At 64.9% G+C, this 17,666-nt stretch carries 19 protein-coding genes; 12 read left to right on the top strand and 7 right to left on the bottom strand.

Annotation, left to right across the window (positions count from 1 at the left end):
- Positions 1 to 17: 17 nt before the first annotated feature.
- The 6 genes from BC358_RS04930 to BC358_RS04955 form a co-directional block, all read right to left on the bottom strand.
- Positions 18 to 518: a hypothetical protein gene (locus BC358_RS04930; RefSeq protein ID WP_079364953.1), complete on the bottom strand. Its 501-nt coding sequence runs from the start codon at positions 516 to 518 to the stop codon at positions 18 to 20.
- A gap of 158 nt (positions 519 to 676) precedes the next feature.
- Positions 677 to 1,039: a c-type cytochrome gene (locus tag BC358_RS04935; RefSeq protein WP_079364954.1), complete on the bottom strand. Its 363-nt coding sequence runs from the start codon at positions 1,037 to 1,039 to the stop codon at positions 677 to 679.
- 140 nt (positions 1,040 to 1,179) lie between these two features.
- Positions 1,180 to 1,518 carry a copper-binding protein gene (locus BC358_RS04940; RefSeq protein WP_079364955.1) on the bottom strand — a complete coding sequence of 113 codons (339 nt, stop codon included), beginning with the start codon at positions 1,516 to 1,518 and terminating at the stop codon, positions 1,180 to 1,182.
- A 49-nt stretch (positions 1,519 to 1,567) separates the two neighbouring features.
- On the bottom strand, positions 1,568 to 2,059 hold the full coding sequence (locus tag BC358_RS04945; RefSeq protein WP_079364956.1) for a plastocyanin/azurin family copper-binding protein: 492 nt from the start codon (positions 2,057 to 2,059) through the stop codon (positions 1,568 to 1,570).
- A gap of 60 nt (positions 2,060 to 2,119) precedes the next feature.
- Positions 2,120 to 3,508 carry a multicopper oxidase family protein gene (locus BC358_RS04950; protein ID WP_079364957.1) on the bottom strand — a complete coding sequence of 463 codons (1,389 nt, stop codon included), beginning with the start codon at positions 3,506 to 3,508 and terminating at the stop codon, positions 2,120 to 2,122.
- 13 nt (positions 3,509 to 3,521) lie between these two features.
- Entirely contained in the window at positions 3,522 to 4,631 is a 1,110-nt protein-coding gene (locus BC358_RS04955) for a TolC family protein (RefSeq protein ID WP_127806696.1), read from the bottom strand.
- 146 nt (positions 4,632 to 4,777) lie between these two features.
- On the opposite strand from BC358_RS04955, the gene BC358_RS04960 reads away from it, so the two are divergent.
- The 9 genes from BC358_RS04960 to BC358_RS05000 all read left to right on the top strand — a co-directional run bounded on the left by BC358_RS04960 (position 4,778) and on the right by BC358_RS05000 (position 16,241).
- Positions 4,778 to 5,464 carry a heavy metal response regulator transcription factor gene (locus BC358_RS04960; protein ID WP_066159830.1) on the top strand — a complete coding sequence of 229 codons (687 nt, stop codon included), beginning with the start codon at positions 4,778 to 4,780 and terminating at the stop codon, positions 5,462 to 5,464.
- Positions 5,464 to 6,861: a heavy metal sensor histidine kinase gene (locus BC358_RS04965; RefSeq protein ID WP_079364959.1), complete on the top strand. Its 1,398-nt coding sequence runs from the start codon at positions 5,464 to 5,466 to the stop codon at positions 6,859 to 6,861. The genes BC358_RS04960 and BC358_RS04965 overlap by 1 nt, the downstream gene beginning before the upstream one ends.
- Positions 6,862 to 6,870: 9 nt before the next feature.
- Positions 6,871 to 7,227, top strand: coding sequence for a hypothetical protein (locus tag BC358_RS04970; protein WP_079364960.1), 357 nt, complete (start codon positions 6,871 to 6,873; stop codon positions 7,225 to 7,227).
- Between the two features lie 110 nt (positions 7,228 to 7,337).
- Positions 7,338 to 8,681, top strand: coding sequence for a TolC family protein (locus BC358_RS04975; RefSeq protein ID WP_079364961.1), 1,344 nt, complete (start codon positions 7,338 to 7,340; stop codon positions 8,679 to 8,681).
- Entirely contained in the window at positions 8,678 to 10,306 is a 1,629-nt protein-coding gene (locus BC358_RS04980; protein ID WP_079364962.1) for an efflux RND transporter periplasmic adaptor subunit, read from the top strand. The genes BC358_RS04975 and BC358_RS04980 overlap by 4 nt, the downstream gene beginning before the upstream one ends.
- A complete protein-coding gene (locus BC358_RS04985) occupies positions 10,303 to 13,425 on the top strand; it encodes an efflux RND transporter permease subunit (RefSeq protein WP_079364963.1) in 3,123 nt (1,040 codons plus the stop codon). Before BC358_RS04980 ends, BC358_RS04985 begins: the two co-directional genes overlap by 4 nt.
- A gap of 445 nt (positions 13,426 to 13,870) precedes the next feature.
- Positions 13,871 to 14,287, top strand: coding sequence for a transposase (locus tag BC358_RS04990; RefSeq protein ID WP_143434174.1), 417 nt, complete (start codon positions 13,871 to 13,873; stop codon positions 14,285 to 14,287).
- Positions 14,284 to 14,616 carry an IS66 family insertion sequence element accessory protein TnpB gene (tnpB, locus tag BC358_RS04995; RefSeq protein ID WP_079364965.1) on the top strand — a complete coding sequence of 111 codons (333 nt, stop codon included), beginning with the start codon at positions 14,284 to 14,286 and terminating at the stop codon, positions 14,614 to 14,616. Before BC358_RS04990 ends, tnpB begins: the two co-directional genes overlap by 4 nt.
- A gap of 80 nt (positions 14,617 to 14,696) precedes the next feature.
- Entirely contained in the window at positions 14,697 to 16,241 is a 1,545-nt protein-coding gene (locus BC358_RS05000; RefSeq protein ID WP_179130010.1) for an IS66 family transposase, read from the top strand.
- A gap of 6 nt (positions 16,242 to 16,247) precedes the next feature.
- Here the strand turns inward: BC358_RS05000 and merR are convergent, their stop codons facing one another.
- On the bottom strand, positions 16,248 to 16,667 hold the full coding sequence (merR, locus tag BC358_RS05005) for an Hg(II)-responsive transcriptional regulator (protein ID WP_079364966.1): 420 nt from the start codon (positions 16,665 to 16,667) through the stop codon (positions 16,248 to 16,250).
- 42 nt (positions 16,668 to 16,709) lie between these two features.
- Between merR and merT the strand changes: the two genes are divergently transcribed.
- The 3 genes from merT to BC358_RS22270 are packed head-to-tail and all read left to right on the top strand — an operon-like array spanning position 16,710 to position 17,608.
- Positions 16,710 to 17,084 carry a mercuric ion transporter MerT gene (gene merT / locus BC358_RS05010; protein ID WP_070401208.1) on the top strand — a complete coding sequence of 125 codons (375 nt, stop codon included), beginning with the start codon at positions 16,710 to 16,712 and terminating at the stop codon, positions 17,082 to 17,084.
- Positions 17,085 to 17,099: 15 nt separating this feature from the next.
- Positions 17,100 to 17,384 (top strand): mercury resistance system periplasmic binding protein MerP, encoded by a 285-nt coding sequence (gene merP / locus BC358_RS05015; protein ID WP_079364967.1) that lies wholly within the window; start codon positions 17,100 to 17,102, stop codon positions 17,382 to 17,384.
- Positions 17,381 to 17,608 (top strand): GDCCVxC domain-containing (seleno)protein, encoded by a 228-nt coding sequence (locus tag BC358_RS22270; RefSeq protein ID WP_079364968.1) that lies wholly within the window; start codon positions 17,381 to 17,383, stop codon positions 17,606 to 17,608. Before merP ends, BC358_RS22270 begins: the two co-directional genes overlap by 4 nt.
- The last annotated feature ends 58 nt before the right edge of the window (positions 17,609 to 17,666 follow it).

The following is a 17,666-nucleotide window of genomic DNA, read 5'->3' on the forward strand; positions in this document are numbered from 1 at the left end:
TCAGAACGTGGACGCGGTCACTGGGCACCGGTACTGGCGGGGGACTGCGGCATGCGCTGCATCATCATTTCCATCATGTTTTGCATCATGTCCATGCGCATTTCCATCATTTGATGGCGCTGGGTCAGGTCCGGCGTGGCGGTGCCAGGGGTACCCATCCCCGGCATGCCAGACATGCCACCCATGGATTTCATGCCCCTCATCATGTCCATGCCCTCCTGCATCGCCTTCATGTGCGCTGCCATCAGAGACTGGCGTTCGGCCGGCGTTTTGGCCGCTGCCATCTTGGCGCGAAGTGCCTGCATGGTGACCATGTGCTGCTGCATGTGCTCCTGCATCTGCGGCATCGAAGACATGCCCATCGGCATACCAGCCTGGGGTGTGGCCTGCTGGGTTGTGGTGCTGGCCGCCGAGGTAGACGGGTGGTGCTGGGTGTGGTCTGCGGCTTGCTGAGCAGAGGCTGCGAACGCAATGCCGGCGATGGCGGCGGCCACCAGAGAGCGCATCAACTTGGACATGTCAATTTCCTTTCATGACTGGCTGCTGGCGGGATTGCCAGAGCCGGCATGGAGGTGATCGGTCACCGGGGGTGCGTGTCACACCTTCACGCCATGCCGTCACTGTAGAAATCGATCCGGGTCGGCAAGATGACCCGAAGATGACAAAAAAGTCAGGTTCAGTGTTGCGAACGCTGTCTCGCCTGGCGGTTGAGCTCGTCGTGCTGGGATCGGGTCTCGGGTGGCCACTGGGACTTGATCCAGGACAGCACTGCGACGATGTCAGCGTCGCTGAGGGAATCGCCGAAGGCGGGCATGTTGGTCGCGTAGTCCGAAAGCCCTGCGGCTTTCGCCACGCCGTCCTTGGTCAGCTGAAACAGCACATCGTCCGGGTGGTGCCAGGTGTGACCGCTTTCGTCATGGGGCGGCGCTGGCAATCGCCCGTCTGGGCCCCGTTCTCTCCAGTTGGCTTGACCCTCCAGTTTCACGCCATGGCAAATGGCGCACCGGGCCTGGTAGATCAGCGCGCCCTGCGTGAGCATCACGGCGTCATCAGGTCGAAGCAGCCCGACAGGCTCTGATCGGAAGAGGTCAGGAGATCGCCACCCGAAAAAGGCTGCGGCAACCCCTGCCAGAGCTAGGACGGCCGCAGCCAACCGGAGTGACTTGAAACGGTGAAGGATCACTTCGCCGGTTGGATATCCGTCACCGTCATCTGACCGTTCTCGTTCGTGGCCATGAACTGGATCTTGGCGCCGACGCTGGTCTTGTCCAGCAAGGCCTTGTCCTTGACCACGAAGACCATGGTCATGCCGGGCATGTCCATGTGCTTGATGTCACCGTGCTTGATGGTGATCTTGCCCGCTTCTTTGTCGATCCTGCGGACCTCGCCGTCGGTCATGCCGGGCATGGCTGCCATGCCCATTTTTCCGTGGTCCATGTTCATCTGAGCGAACACGGGGTTGACTGCAAAGGCCGTGAAGGCCAGAGCGGTTGCGCTCAGAACCAGTCGCAGTTTCATCGTGAATCCTTGTGTGATTGGGTGGAGGTTGTGATGCTGGGAAAGCCGCTTACTTGGCGGCTACCTTGACCTGGCCCTTCATGCCAGCGTCGTAGTGGCCCACATGCAGGCAGGCGAAGTCCACCACACCGGGTTTCGTGAAGCGCCAGATCACTTCACCTTGCTTACCGGGTTTGAGCGAAATCTTGTTGGCTTCTTCGTGCTCCATGCCTGGATTTTTCTTCATGACCTCGTAGTGCTCCTTGAGCTCTTTTTCCGTGCCAAGGCTGAACTCATGCGGCACTTTGCCGGAGTTCTTGATGACAAAACGGATGGTTTCACCCTTTTTCACCGACACGTTCGAAGGCGTGAAGCGCATGCTGTCTGCGGCGTCCACTTCAATCGTGCGTGTGACGTTTGCGGCGACACCGGCCTCGCCGATCGGCGACTCATCGTGCCCACCGCCGTGGGTGCCACCAGCGAACGTGGCGGAAGCTGCCAAAGCCGCAGCAGCGAAAACAAAGCCAGCACGGGGAGCGATGTGGAACTTGACGAATTTCATGGTTGTCTTTCAGGGTTGTGGTTGGGGAAACAGTGAGGAGAACTTGGATACGCTGAGCGCTCAGTGCGACATGCCTTTGGCGGTGGGCTTGATCGCCTGGGCGGTGGCGGGTGTGGTGTCGCTGCTGGCCGCAGGACGCGGTGTCGGGGGCAGTGCACCGTTCCACTCGTAGGCCACGGTGCCTTCGGGGAACTTGTAGGGGCCCGGGTCCTTGTAGTCACCCGGCTTCTGGTCCTTGCGGACTTTGAAGACGGTGAACATGCCGCCCATCTCCAGCGGGCCGAACTGGCCGGTGCCGGTCATCATGGGTGCCGTGTTGTCGGGAATGGGCATCTGCATCTCGCCCATGTCGGCCATGCCGCGTTCACCCATCAGCATGTAGTCGGGCGCCACCTTCTGGATCTTCTTGACCAGGCCGCGGTGGTCCACGCCAATCATCGTGGGCACGTCGTGCCCCATGGCGTTCATGGTGTGGTGGCTCTTGTGGCAATGCATGGCCCAGTCACCTTCTTCGTCGGCGATCAGCTCGATCTGGCGCATCTGCCCCACGGCCACATCGGTGGTGACCTCGTACCAGCGGGTGGACGGTGGCGTCGGCCCGCCATCGGTGCCGGTGACCAGGAATTCGTGACCATGCAGATGGATCGGGTGGTTGGTCATGGTGAGGTTGCCCACCCGGATGCGCACCCGGTCGTTCAATCGCACGTTCAGCGTGTCGATGGCCGGGAACACCCGGCTGTTCCAGCACCAGATGTTGAAATCCGTCATGGTGTTGATCTTGGGTGTCTTGCTGCCTGGCTCCACGTCAAACGCATTGAGCAGGAAGCAGAAATCCCGGTCCACCTCGCTGATGTGCGGGTGTTTGGCCTTGGGGTGGGTCACCCACATGCCCATCATGCCCATGGCCATCTGCACCATTTCGTCCGCATGCGGGTGATACATGAAGGTGCCAGGACGCCGTGCCTCGAACTCATACACATAGGTCTTGCCCACGGGGATGGCGCGCTGGTTCAGGCCGCCCACACCGTCCATGCCGCTGGGCAGACGCTGACCGTGCCAATGGATGGTGGTGTGTTCCGGCAGCTTGTTGGTCACGAAGATGCGCACGCGGTCGCCTTCCACCACTTCGATGGTGGGTCCCGGACTCTGGCCGTTGTAACCCCACATGTTCACTTTGAAGCCCGGTGAGACCTCGCGCACCACGGGCTCGGCCACCAGGTGGAATTCCTTGACACCATCGTTCATGCGCCATGGCAGTGTCCAGCCATTCAGGGTGACCACCGGGTTGTAGGGCCGACCGGTTGTCGGGATCAAAGGCGGAGCGGTTTCGACCGACGTCTGGATGACGGGCTCTGGCAAACCAGCCAGGGCGGAACGGGCCACGGCCAGGCCGGCCACGGATGCGGCGGCGCCGGCAAAAAACTGTCGTCTGGAGTTTGTGTTTGTCATGTGTTGTGTCCTTTCAATGTGCGGCCGCAGTCGGTGCATCTCCACCGGCACCACCCAGCGAGACGAAGCTGTCCGGTTCTCCGCCCTGCAAGACCCACTGAAGATCGGTCTCGGCGATCCAGAAGTCGCGCTGTGCGCCAATGGCGTCTACCGTGGCTTGGGACTGGTTGCGCACCTCGTCCAGCAGATCCCAGACGCTTTTGAGCATGCCGTTGTAGTGCAGCACCGTTTCTTCGGTGATGAACTCACGGGTCTTCAGCACATCCCCTTGGCTGTCCTGCGCCAGCGCATGGGCGGCCCAGTAAACCTTCATGGCGCCTCTGGCCAGCGCTCGGTTGCGCAGGCTCTCAGCTCCAGGCAATTGGTTGCGGATCGCGTCGGCACGCTTTTGCAGATCGGCTTCCGTCATGGCCTGCGCCGGGATGGCGGGAAGCTGGTCTGGGAGCACAAACCCATCCTGCAAACCCGTTTGCCCCATCGTCTTGACCAATTTGTTTTGGGCCTGGGCGGCGGCTTGCTGCGCCCGCCGGAGATTCATGCGGGCGGTCGATGCCGCGAGTTGAACTTGCGACAGTTGCAACTTGCTCCAGTTGCCCACCGTCACCATGCGCTGCCCCAGTTCAAGGGCGGCCTGGGCGGCCTCCATCATGTCGCGCTGGTGTTTCAGAACCTGTTGAGCGGCCACAGCTTCAACCCAGGCTTTGCGCCCCGCTGCAGCCACCTCCAGCACCTCACCAGCATCTTCGACGCGCCGTTGTAGGCTTGAGTCGAGTTCTGTCCAGCGGCCTTCTGCGATCAATTGTTCATTCAGGGGACCCAGTTTCGACAATGGACGAGCCAGTTCACGATGGACCGTCCAGGCCATACGAACTGCGGCCTCTGCGTTGGGAATGGCAACACCCGTGGTACTACCCGGCGTCGTGGTGGACGCCCCCGCATTGGCCTGTTCCCACTTGAGCACGTCGGCATGCCCACGCTTGAGTGCACCCACCGCGTCGTTGGCCCGGCGCCAGTCGGGTTCTTGCGAAGGGCTGGCCGTTTGCGCTGAGAGCGCCAGCGGCAGGGCCAACAGGCCCGCCACCAGTAGTTGGCTTGTGGCTCGGTGACAAAACAAAGATTTCACTGCTTTCGCTCCTTTTGATGCAGATCAAGTGGTGCGGATTCTGGCGGCGCGAGTTCGTCACTTCCCTGTCGGTCAGATTACAAAAATGTCAGCTTCGGTCACGCCCGCTCCGCTGAGGGCAAACTTGCGGTCAGGAGAATGTGAACGTGAAAATTCTGATCGTTGAAGACGAACCCAAAGCCGGCGACTACCTGAAGCAAGGTCTGCGCGAGGCGGGCTACGCCGTGGACCTAGTCACCAACGGCGTTGATGGTCTGCACCATGGCCTGGAAGGCGATCACGATCTGGTGATCCTGGACGTCATGCTGCCTGGCATGGACGGATGGCAGGTGCTCAAGAACCTGCGCAGCCAGGGGCGCCAGATGCCCGTGCTGTTCCTGACGGCACGCGATCAGGTCGAAGACCGTGTCAAGGGCCTGGAGCTGGGGGCCGACGACTACTTGGTCAAGCCGTTTTCTTTTGCCGAGTTGCTGGCCAGGGTCCGGACGATCCTGCGGCGCGGCCGTTCAGGCCTGGAAGCCACCTCGATGAAAGTGGCCGATCTGGAGCTCGATCTGCTGCGCCGACGGGTGACCCGGTCCGGCAAACGCATCGATCTGACGGCCAAGGAATTCGGTCTGCTGGAATTGCTGATGCGCCGCCACGGAGAGGTGCTGCCGCGCTCCCTGATCGCATCCCAGGTGTGGGACGTGAACTTCGACAGCGACACCAACGTGATCGAAGTGGCCATGCGGCGTTTGCGGGCCAAGGTGGACGATGGATTCGAACCGCGCCTGATCCAGACCGTGCGCGGCATGGGCTACGTGCTCGAAGCACCCGAGGACGCCCACTGATGCTCGGCCGGTTGTCTCTGACGGCGCGACTGACCGCACTGTACACCCTGGTCTCGGCCTGTGTGCTCGTCGGGCTGGGCCTTCTGGTCTCGATCGCGGTGGGGCGGCACTTTGTCGAACTCGACCGGGATTTCCTGAAGGACAAGATCGAACTGGTGCAGACCATCGTCGGCGAGGCCTCGTCATCGGAGATGCTGGCATCCCGGCTGGATGAGCTGCTGACCAGTCACCACGGCTTGTCCGTCGAGCTGCGCAACAGCGACCGGCTGGTCTATGGCAAAAAGGGTTCGGTGTTCTCAGCGCTGTCACCATCCATTGGTTCAGATGGGCGCACTTTCGACTGGACGGTCGGCGACCAACCGCTGCGAGGTCTGAAGGCGGGCATACGACCGCCTGCCACCTGGAAGGACTTGGCCGCTGACGGTCAACCGCTTGAACTGCTGATCGCGCTGGACACGGCGCACCACACCCATTTCATGCAGTCGCTCAGGCAGACCCTGGCGCTTCACCTGATCGGCGCCATCCTGGCCAGCGGCTTGCTGGGCTGGTGGGCCGCCCGCCGGGGCCTGGCACCGCTTCGAACCATAAAAGAGCGCGCCATGACGGTCACGGCCCAGAAGCTGGACCAGCGCATGCCCGTGGACGCGGTGCCGGCGGAGTTCGCCGACCTGGCGCAGAGCCTGAACACCATGCTCGAACGTCTGCAATCCGACTTTGCGCGGCTGCAGGAATTCTCCAGCGACCTGGCGCACGAACTGCGCACCCCCATCAACAACCTGCTGACCCAGACCCAGGTGTCGCTGACGCAGAAGCGGGAGGTGGGCGTGTACCAGGACATCCTGGCCTCCAACGCCGAGGAGTTGCAGCGGCTGGCCCGCATGGTCTCCGACATGCTGTTTCTCGCCAAGACCGAGCACGGGATCGAGCTGCCGCACCGCGAGACCGTGTCACTGCGCGACGAGGTGCTGGACCTGTTCGACTTCTACGAAGCGCTCGCCGAGGAAAAGCTGATCCGCCTGAACACCGACGGCGATGCGCGCATTGTGTGCGACCGGCTGATGATCCGCCGCGCGATCAGCAACCTGCTGTCGAACGCGATCCGGTACTCACCGCCGAACGCGCCCGTGCGAGTGTCGGTGAACCAGGGCAACGGTCAGATCCAGCTTTGCGTGCACAACGCCGGCCCCGCCATCCCGGCGGCCGATCTGCCGCGGCTGTTTGACCGTTTCTACCGGACCGAGAAGTCGCGCAGCCACCCCGACTCAGAGGGCACGGGCCTTGGCCTGTCCATCACCAGAGCCATCATGGAAGCCCACGGAGGCTCCGCATCGGTGGCGTCCAACGATCTGGCGACCACCTTCTGCCTGAGCTTTCCCACGCGGGACGCATCGTCCTAGAATCCGCCCATGCGCCTGTTCCTGGCCTTCCTCTTGTGCCTGGCCCTTCCTCTGCAGGGTTGGGGTGGTGGCGTGCGCCTGCAACCACCATGCCCGATGGAAGCGGCCATGGCCCTGCAAGGCGACACGGCCGGCACCAGCCCGGACATGGCGATGGACGATTGCTGCAACGACGCCGAGACTTTTCAGCTCACCGGCAAGATGTGCAAGACCGGGCAGGAGTGCCAGGCCCCTACGGGCTTTGTGGTGCCACCGGTCATGGCCGTGGCGCAGGCGCTTCCTGTGAACGATCTGCACGTACCCGCGCCCCCCGAGCCACTGCGCGGCTCGCCCGCCAGCATCTGGCGCCCCCCTTCCCTGCTCTGACGTTTCCACCCTGACACCGACCAGCCCTTGGAGGCGGGCCGGTGCTCAGCAGCGGCGACCGCGCATCCCTGCGCGTGCTCAGCCCGTGTGCATTCTTTTGGAGCAGAAACATGGAACCCCTTTCCCCGGCGTCCGGTGGGTCGGTCCGCGCTCGCGGCCGCATCCTCACCCGCCACCGCACCACGATCACAACCGCACACATCGCAGTCCTGATCGGCCTCGCGATGTCCTCCATCGCGCACGCGGCAGAGGCGCTCTCGCTGCCTCAAGCCGTTCAGGCGGCGCTGGCGCGCTCCCCCGCGCTGGTCGCCCAGGACGCGGCCGCCCGCTCGGCACGGGACATGGCCGTGGCCGCCGGCCAGCGCCCCGACCCGGTCCTGCGTCTGTCGCTGGACAACGTCCCGCTGTCCGGGCCAGACCGGTTCAGCACCAGCCGCGATTTCATGACCGCGAAATCGGTGTCGCTGATGCAAACACTGCCCAGCGCAGCCAAGCGCCAGGCACGCACGGCGCGCTTTGAACGCGAAGCGCAAACCGCCGAAGCCGGGCGCGTGGAGCAAGCCGCCACCATTGGCCGAGAAACCGCCATGGCGTGGTTGGAGCGGCACGCGCTGGAGCAGCGTCTGGCTGTGTTGCACGAGCAGTTGGGCGAAGCTCGGCTGCTCGTGCAGGCCAGCGAATCGGCCGCACGCAGCGGCAGCGGATCGCCGGCCGACTGGATCGCGGCGCGGGAGTCGGTCGCCCAGTTGCAGCAAACCCTGTTGGGCGTCGAAGCCGAGCGCCAGAACGCCCGCCTCACCCTGGCCCGCTGGACCGGCAGCACCCCCGATCAGCCGCTGGCCGCCCCGCCCGATCTGGCGTCTTCACCCATCGGAACTGGCGATGTGAGCGAGCGTCTGACGCACCACCCCGAACTGCTGCGGCTCTCGGCGCAGGAGGCGGCCATGGCCGCCGAGGCGGAGGTGGCGCGACAGGAGCGCGAACCCGACTGGAGCACCGAACTCATCCTCAGCCTGCGTGGCTCGGGTTACCCGAACATGGTCTCGCTGGCGGTTTCGGTCCCACTGCCCTGGGATCGTCCCCAGCGGCAGGACCGGGAACTCGCGGCCCGGCTCGCCCAGGTGGACGGCTTGCGTGCCGAACGCGAAGAACGCGCCCGGGAACACCAGGCCGAAGCCCGTCGCTGGGAGGCAGCCTGGCGGGCCGGTCTGGCCCAACTCGTCCTGATCGACGTCGAGCGGCTGCCATTGGCCGAGCAGCGCATCCAGACCACCCTGGCCGCCTACCGGGGCGGCCGGACGCCCTTGAGCGAGGTGCTGGCCGCGCGGCGCATGGCGCTGGACCTGCGGATGGAGCGCATCGAACTGCAACGCTCGACCGCCAGCCTGTGGGCCCAGCTCGCTTACCTCATCCCCGCCGAACCGGCTGCTGCAGCCAAAGGAGTGACACCATGAACGTCCGAACAACAATCGGCCTTGGCGTTGTGGCCGTGGCGACCCTGGGAGCGGTGGGCTACGGCGCGTGGACCGCCGGCATGCGCTCTGGCATGGAGATGGGGTCTTCCCAGCCGGCACCCCGCGCCGCCAGCGCCCCGCAGGACCCGGACGCCTGGAGCGTGGTTCAAGGCGGCGAAGCCACAGCCCGCCACCTCCGAGACGGGCTCAAGGCGGGCGACGTGGACCCGGTAACCGGCCGGGTGATCCTGAGCTACCACGACCCCATGGTGCCCGGCAAGAACTTCGAGGCCCCGGGCAAATCGCCTTTCATGGACATGATGCTGGTGCCGCGCTACGCCGGCGGCGCGAACGCAAGTGCCGACACCGGCGCCGTGGCGGTGAGCCCGCGCATCCAGCAAAGCCTGGGGCTTCGCACGGGAGAGGTGGTTCAAGGCACGCTGGCGGGCGGTTTTTCAGTGGCGGGCAACGTGGCCTGGAACGAGCGGAACCAGGTGGTGGTCAGCGCCAGGTCCATGGGCTTCGTGGAGAAGCTGCACGTCCGGGCCGCACTGGACCGCGTGGCGGCCGGTGCGCCTCTGGCCGAGATCTACGTTCCCGACTGGGTGGCCGCGCAGGAAGAGTACCTGGCCATCACCCGCATGCCCGGCGCCGACCTGGGGCCGCTGCGCGACGCCGCGACCCAGCGCCTGCGCCAGGCCGGCATGGACGCGGCACAGATTCAACACGTGGTGCGGACCGGTACGGTGCAACCCCGTTTCACGCTGCGCGCGCCGATCAGCGGGACCCTGACCGAGTTAATGGTGCGCGAGGGCGCGACCGTGATGCCGGGCATGCCGCTGATGCGCCTGCAAGGCACAGCCACGGTCTGGGCCGAGGGCCAGGTGCCCGAGGGCCAGGTGGCACAACTCCAGCCCGGCGCGAAGGTCAGCGCCACCAGTCCGGCAGCGCCGGGGCAGACCTTCGAGGGACGGGTGCAGGCTATCCTGCCCGAGGTGGACCCCGCCACGCGCACGCTCAAGGCGCGACTGGAGCTGAACAACCCCGGCGGCAGACTGGTGCCGGGCATGTTCGTGCAGATGCGGTTCGCCGAACCGGTACGCCAGCCGGCCCTGCTCGTGCCCAGCGACGCGGTGATCCACACCGGTCGCCGCAGCGTGGTGATGCTGGCCGAAGACGGCGGGCATTTCCGGCCCGTGGAGGTTCGTGCGGGACGTGAGGCCGGTGGCCAGACGCAGATCGTGCAAGGCCTGCAGGCCGGCCAGCGGGTGGTGCTGTCGGGCCAGTTCCTGATCGACTCCGAGGCCAGCCTGCGTGGGCTGGAGGCGCGCCTGAACCAGGCCCCGGCGGCTGCTGCCCCTGCGGCGGCCGCGGATCTGCACCGCACCGATGCCGTGATCGACGCGGTGGACGGGGACAGCGTGACCCTCACCCACCCCGCCATCCCGGCGCTCAAGTGGCCCGGGATGACGATGGCGTTCCGCCTGCCGCCTCCCGAACAACGGCCCAGCGGACTGTCCCGAGGAGACCCGGTGCGCATCGAGTTCCACACGCAGGATGGTGCCGAACCGCAGATCACCCGGATCGAGCGCGTGGCACCTCCCGCTCAAGGAGCGAAACCATGATCGCGCGGCTCATCCACTGGAGCATCGGCAACCGCTTCCTGGTGCTGCTGGCCACCGTGATGCTCACCGCCTGGGGCGTGGTGTCGATGCTGCGCACGCCCCTGGACGCGCTGCCCGACCTCTCGGACACCCAGGTCATCATCCGCACCAGCTGGCCCGGCCAGGCGCCGCAGATCGTCGAAAACCAGGTCACCTACCCGCTGACCACCACCATGCTGTCGGTGCCCGGGGCCAAGGCGGTGCGGGGCTACTCCCTGTTCGGCGACAGCTTTGTCTACGTGCTCTTCGATGACGGCGTGGACCTGTACTGGGCGCGCTCGCGCGTGCTGGAGTACCTCAACCAGGTGCAGTCGCGGCTGCCGCCGTCGGCCAAGTCCTCCCTGGGGCCCGACGCCACCGGCGTGGGCTGGATCTACCAGTACGCGCTGGTGGACCGCAGCGGCCGACAGAGCCTGGACCAACTGCGTTCGCTGCAGGACTGGTTCCTGCGCTTTGAGCTCAAGACCGTGCCGGACGTGGCCGAGGTGGCCAGCCTCGGCGGCATGGTGCGCCAGTACCAGATCGTGCTCGACCCCGACAAGCTGGCTGCCTACCGCATCACGCAGACGATGGTGAGCGAGGCGATCGGCCGCGCCAACCAGGAGGCCGGGGGATCGGTGCTCGAACTGGGCGAGGCCGAATACGCGGTGCGCGCCAGCGGCTACCTGAAGACCCTGGATGATTTCCGGGCCATCCCGCTGATGACGAGCGACCTGGGCGTCTCGGTGCGCCTGGGCGACGTGGCCCGGGTACAGCTCGGGCCGGAGATGCGGCGCGGCATCGGCGAACTCGACGGCGAAGGTGAAGCGGCCGGCGGCCTGATCGTGATGCGTTCGGGCAAGAACGCGCTGCAGACCATCAAGGCCGTCAAGGCCAAGCTGGCCGAACTGCAAAGCGGATTGCCCCAGGGCGTGGAGATCGTGCCGGTGTACGACCGCTCCGGGCTGATCGAGCGTGCGGTGGACAACCTCGGGTTCAAGCTTCTGGAAGAGTTTCTGGTGGTGGCCGTGGTCTGCGTGCTGTTCCTGTTCCACCTGCGCAGCGCCCTGGTGGCCATCGTCTCGCTGCCGCTGGGCATCCTGATGGCGTTCATCGTCATGCAGCAGCAGGGCGTCAACGCCAACATCATGTCGCTGGGCGGCATCGCGATCGCCATCGGCGCGATGGTGGACGCTGCGGTGGTGATGATCGAGAACGCGCACAAGCACCTGGAGCGTTGGGGCCATGAGCACCCGGGGCAGGTCCTCTCGGGCGAACCGCGCTGGCGCGTGATTGGTGAGGCGGCCGCAGAGGTCGGGCCCGCGCTGTTCTTTTCTCTGCTGATCATCACGCTGAGCTTCATCCCGGTGTTCACGCTGCAGGCGCAAGAAGGAAGGCTGTTCGCTCCCCTGGCTTACACCAAGACCTATGCCATGGCGGCGGCGGCGGGGCTGGCCGTGACGTTGATCCCGGTGCTGATGGGCTACCTGATCCGGGGACGCATTCCCGATGAAAACGCCAACCCCTTGAACCGGCTCTTGATCGCGCTCTACCGCCCCTGCCTGAACGCGGTGTTGCGGGCACCGAAGCTGACGCTGGTGGTGGCCACCGTGCTGCTGCTGGCCAGCCTGTGGCCGCTCAAGCACATCGGTGCCGAGTTCATGCCCCGGCTGGACGAGGGGGACCTGCTGTACATGCCGACCGCGCTGCCCGGCCTGTCGGCCGGCAAGGCCGCCGAGTTGCTGCAGCAGACCGACCGCCTGATCAAGACCGTGCCCGAGGTGCTCAGCGTCTACGGCAAGGCGGGCCGCTCGGACAGCGCCACCGACCCGGCACCGCTGGAGATGTTCGAGACCACCATCCAGTTCAAGCCGCGCAGCCAGTGGCGCGCCGGCATGACGCCCGACAAGCTGGTCGAGGAACTGGACCGCACGGTGCGTGTGCCCGGCCTGTCCAACATCTGGGTACCACCGATCCGCAACCGCATCGACATGCTCGCCACCGGCATCAAGAGCCCTGTGGGCGTGAAGGTGGCCGGCGCCGACCTGGCCACCATCGACCGCCTCACAGGTCAGATCGAGGCCGCCATCAAGCAGGTCCCTGGGGTCAGCAGCGCGCTGGCCGAGCGCCTGACCGGCGGGCGCTACATCGACGTGGACATCCGGCGCGATGACGCGGCGCGCTACGGCCTGAACATCGCCGACGTGCAGGACGTGGTCGCGGGTGCGGTGGGTGGCATGGAGGTCGGACAGACCGTCGAAGGCCTGCAGCGCTATGCCATCAACCTGCGCTACCCGCGCGAACTGCGTGATTCGCTGGAGGCCCTGCGCGCCCTGCCCATCGTGAGCCCCCGGGGCCAGCGCCTTGTGCTGTCGGACGTCGCCCGCATCGCCATCTCGGACGGTCCACCCATGCTGCGCAGCGAGAACGCCCGGCTGGCTGGTTTCGTGTACGTGGACATCCGTGGGCGCGACCTGCGTGGCGCAGTGAGGGAGATGCAGCGCGTGGTGGCCGAGCAGGTGGATCTGCCGGCCGGCTATTCGGTGTCGTGGTCGGGTCAGTTCGAGTTCCTGGAGCGGGCCGCCGCCCAGCTGAAGCTGGTGGTGCCGTTCACGCTGCTGATCATCTTCGTGCTGCTATACCTCACCTTCCGGCGCTTCGACGAAGCGCTGCTGATCATGACCACACTGCCGTTCGCGCTGGTGGGCGGCGTTTGGCTGCTGTGGGCACTGGGTCACAACCTGTCAGTGGCCAGCGCGGTGGGCTTTATAGCGCTGGCCGGCGTGGCGGCCGAGTTCGGCGTGATCATGCTGCTCTACCTGAAACAGGCCTGGGCGGCACGCGAGGCCGTTGGTCAGGACACCGATGCCGATCTCCTGGACGCAATCCGCGAGGGCGCGGTCCTGCGAGTGCGCCCCAAGGCCATGACCGTGGCCGTGATCGTGGCGGGCCTGCTGCCGCTGTTCTGGGGCAACGGCACGGGCAGCGAGGTGATGCAGCGCATTGCCGCACCGATGGTGGGAGGGATGATCAGTGCGCCGCTGCTGTCCATGCTGGTGATACCGGCGGTGTATCGGTTGATGCGGCGGCGCGGGAGGTAGCCGACTCGGTTGTGCGCGAGCATCACTTGAGTCTTGATGGCATCGAGTTTGATGCGCGCGCACCACAGGTTTTTGCACCCTGAACAACTGGCTTTCTCCAGGAGAAACAGAGCACCAAAAAGGTCATCGTCCGCTATAGAGTGGCGACTCTTGTCGTCAAACCACACGCAAGGTTTGACCAGAGCGGGCTCTATTTACTGTCGAGTGTTCACAAAGGACTGATCATGATTTCTGGCTTCACGAAGGCCGCCATCCTCAGAGCCGTACTAAACGGATCGACCCTTGCAGAAGCAGCTCGTCAAGAGCACATCACAACCGCGCGCGGGCGCTCCGCCCTCCAGCAACTGTGCCGCCGACTTCGTTTACCGTATCCGTCCGGTCAACCCATCTTGAATGTGAGTTGAGAAGCGGGCATCGTCCCCACGATTGGAGGATCGTGGAGACGATGGAACAGATTTCAAACGAAGGGCGACCGCGCCGCCGTGAGTACAGCAAAGACTTCAAGGCCGAGGTGCTGGCCAAGTGCCGCCAACCCGGAGCGAGCGTGGGCGGTGTTGCTCTGGCCCATGGGCTGCACTCCAACATGGTCCACCGCTGGATCAGGGAGGCCGGCGCTGCATACCGAGCGCCTCTTGGGATGCCGGGTAGCCAGATCGCGCAAGCGATGCAGCCCAGGTTCACTCCCGTGCCCCTGGACCTGCTCAGTCCTGCCGTGCCCCAAGCGCCCGCAGGCAGCGCGGATCAGACTGCTCCCACCGCCCCGAGACCGGTTGAGCTGCAACTGCGCCGCGGTGACCTGATCGTGAGCGTACAGTGCCCACTCGAGCACTGCGGGACCCTGCTGCGCGAGGTGCTGCGGTGATCCGCATCGATGCGGTGTGGATGTCCTGTGAACCCCTGGATATGCGAGCGGGTACAGAGACCGCTCTGGCCCGTGTCGTACAAGTCTTCGGCGCAGCCCACCCCCATCACGCCTACCTGTTCGCCAACGCCAGATCCAACCGCATGAAGGTGCTGGTCCACGACGGCTTTGGCGTCTGGCTGGTTGCACGCCGGCTCCATCAGGGCCGGTTTGTCTGGGGCAACTCCAGCACTCCCCGCCTGCCACTGAGCCAGGAGCAGCTACAAGCCCTGGTCACGGGCCTACCCTGGCAGCGCCTTGGGCAGGCAGGTGTCATCACGGTGCTGTGATCTTGAACGGGGCGTGTGCGCTCTTCAATTCGTGAATGTGCCAATGGGCACAGCCACTGGCACCGGTCATGATCACTGCCATGAACGAAGCGGTGGATCTGCAGAGCATGGACGAGGGCACGCGCCAACTGGTGCTGGGCCTGATGGGCCAGCTGCAGCAGCAGTCTGCAGAGCTGCGCCACAAGCAGGCGCTGCTCGACAAGCTCACCTTCGAGAACGCCATGCTCAAGCGCATGAAGTTCGCTGCCCGCAGCGAGGCGCTCAGCGCTGAGCAGCGCAGCCTCCTTGAGGACGCCCTCGATGAGGATCTGCAGGCGGTGGCGCTCGAGATCGAACAGATGGGCGACGCAGGCCAGCCCGCAGCCGAGCAGGTAACCCGCCAGCAGCCCAGGCGCCAACCCCTGCCCCCGGAGCTTCCCCGCCAGGAACTGCGCCATGAGCCTACCTCCACCGAGTGTTGCGGCCAGCCGATGAAGCGCATCGGTGAGGACGTGGCCGAGAAGCTCGACTACACCCCAGGCGTCTTCACGGTCCACCGCTTCGTGCGGGGCAAGTGGGCCTGCGCCTGCTGCCAGACGCTCAGACAGGCCCCGGTGGATGCGCACATCATCGACAAGGGGCTGGCCACCACGGGCTTACTCTCCCATGTGCTGGTGGCCAAGTACGCCGATCACTTACCCCTGCACCGCCAGGAGGCTATCTACGCCCGCGCTGGTGTGCCGATCCCACGCTCCACCCTGGCGCAGTGGGTGGGCAGCTGTGGCGTACAACTCCAACCGCTGGCCAGCGCCCTGCGCGCAGAGGTGCTTGCCCACGCCGTCCTGCACGCCGACGAGACGCCGGTGCAGATGCTCAAGCCGGCCGCTCAGAGAGATGGCAAGACCCAGCGGGCTTACCTGTGGGCCTACACACCAGGGCGGCACGAGCAGACCAGGGCGGTGGTCTATGACTTCAGCGAGACCCGGGCCGGGCGCCATCCCGCCTCCTTCCTGGAGGGCTGGGCGGGCACGCTGCTGGTCGATGACTTTGCCGGGTACAAGCAGCTCATGGGTGAACAGATCCAGGAGGCAGGCTGCTGGGCCCATGCAAGGCGCAAGTTCTTTGAGCTCCACACGGCCAACAAGAGTCAGCTCGCTGAGCAGGCGCTGGCCCTGATCGGACAGATCTATGAGGCCGAGCGACAGGCTCAGGGGGTAGAGGCAGATGAGCGGCTGCGCATACGGCAGCAGCAGAGCCGCTCGGCGGTGGATCGCCTACACCTCTGGCTCACAGAACACCGAGGGAAGGTGCCCAGTGGGTCGGCCACGGCCAAGGCCATGGATTACAGCCTGCGCCGCTGGCCTGCGCTCACCCGGTTCCTGGAGGATGGGCGGATACCGATCGACAACAACTGGGTCGAGAACCAGATGCGCCCGATTGCGCTGGGCCGCAAGAACTGGCTGTTTGCGGGCAGCCTGCGGGCTGGGCAACGAGCCGCTGCCATCATGAGCCTGATCCAGTCGGCCAAGCTCAACGGCCTTGATCCGTATGCCTATCTCAAGGATGTGATGGACAGGCTGCCGACCTGGCCCAACAGCCGTATCGGTGAGCTGCTGCCGCATCGCTGGAATCCCTCAACCGATTGATCGAATCTAGTGCCCCTCCATGGCTGCGATCAGCGGACAGCGCACATTCCCCTTGCCAGAGCCGCAAAGCAGAATCAGGCCAGAGAGTGCAGCCTCCATGCGTTGGAGGTCGGCCAGCTTGAGCCTGACTTCTGCCAGCTTAGACTCCGCTTGCCGCCGAGCTTGGGTACAACTCTCCCCGTCCTCCAGTTGAAGCAGTTGCGCGGTCTCGTCGAGGCTGAATCCCAGCCGCTTCGCTGACTTGATGAAGCTGAGCCGCGACTGGTCGGTTCGGCCATAGCGCCGGATGCTGCCCACAGGACGGTCCGGCTCTGGCATCAGCCCTTTGCGCTGATAGAACCTGATGGTCTCGACGTTCACACCGGCCGCTTTCGCGAGATCTCCGATCGTCATGCTGCCGTCGGACTGTGAAGGGGTATGGGTCATGGCGCTTGACTCTGTACTTTGGTACGGAAGTAAGCTTATCGCATGTCTACAACATCTACCGACCACCCGGGCCAGACCACTGGCGGCGGCAAGGCCCTGATTGCTGGTGGTATTTCGGCGCTGCTCGCCTCCGCCTGCTGCCTGGGCCCCCTGGTGCTGATCATGCTGGGCATCTCCGGGGCCTGGATCGGCTCTCTGACGCTGCTGGAGCCTTATCAACCGTGGTTCATGGGGGCGGCGGCGATTGCCTTGGTGGTTGCAGGACGCCGGATATGGCGCCCTGCGGTAGCGTGCGATGTGGGCCAGGTCTGTGAGCGCCCCATGGTCAACCGGTCCTACAAGGTGCTGTTCCTGCTGGTAGTCCTACTACTGGGAATTTCATTGGCGTTCCCCTGGATCGCCCACTGGTTCTACTGAATGAAGGGTTCTGCAATGAAACGATGGATCATCCCTGCGGCGGCAATGCTACTCATCGGGCCGAGCTGGGCGGCCCAGCAGAGTGCGGTCCTCTCGGTGCCAGGGATGAACTGCCCGACCTGCCCAATCACCGTCAAATTGGCGTTGACCCGGATCGATGGGGTCATCGACGTCAAGTCCAACCTGCCCAAGCGGGAAACCACAGTGGTGTTTGACAGTGCCAAGGTGAAGGTTGAGGCCCTGACCAGTGCGACCAAGAACGCCGGATTCCCGTCCACTGTTGTGTCTGTAAACCCATGAGCGATGTCATCCTGACCTCTGTCTTCACCTGCCCCGAGTGCGGTCATATGAAGACCGAAGAGATGCCCACCGATGCCTGCCAATGGTTCTATGAGTGCGAAGGGTGCCACGCCGTCTTGCGCCCGAAGGCCGGTGACTGCTGTGTGTTCTGCTCGTACGGATCCGTTCCCTGCCCACCAATCCAGATCGGTGGTGAAGCTGGTTGCTGTAAACCCGCGGCTTGATCTCTTGCTAAGCTATCTGTGAGCGGCCCATGTCAAGATGGGATAACCGGACGCATAC

Origin of the sequence: Hydrogenophaga sp. H7, assembly GCF_002025745.1 — a bacterium.
GTDB classification, from domain to species: domain Bacteria; phylum Pseudomonadota; class Gammaproteobacteria; order Burkholderiales; family Burkholderiaceae_C; genus Hydrogenophaga; species Hydrogenophaga pseudoflava.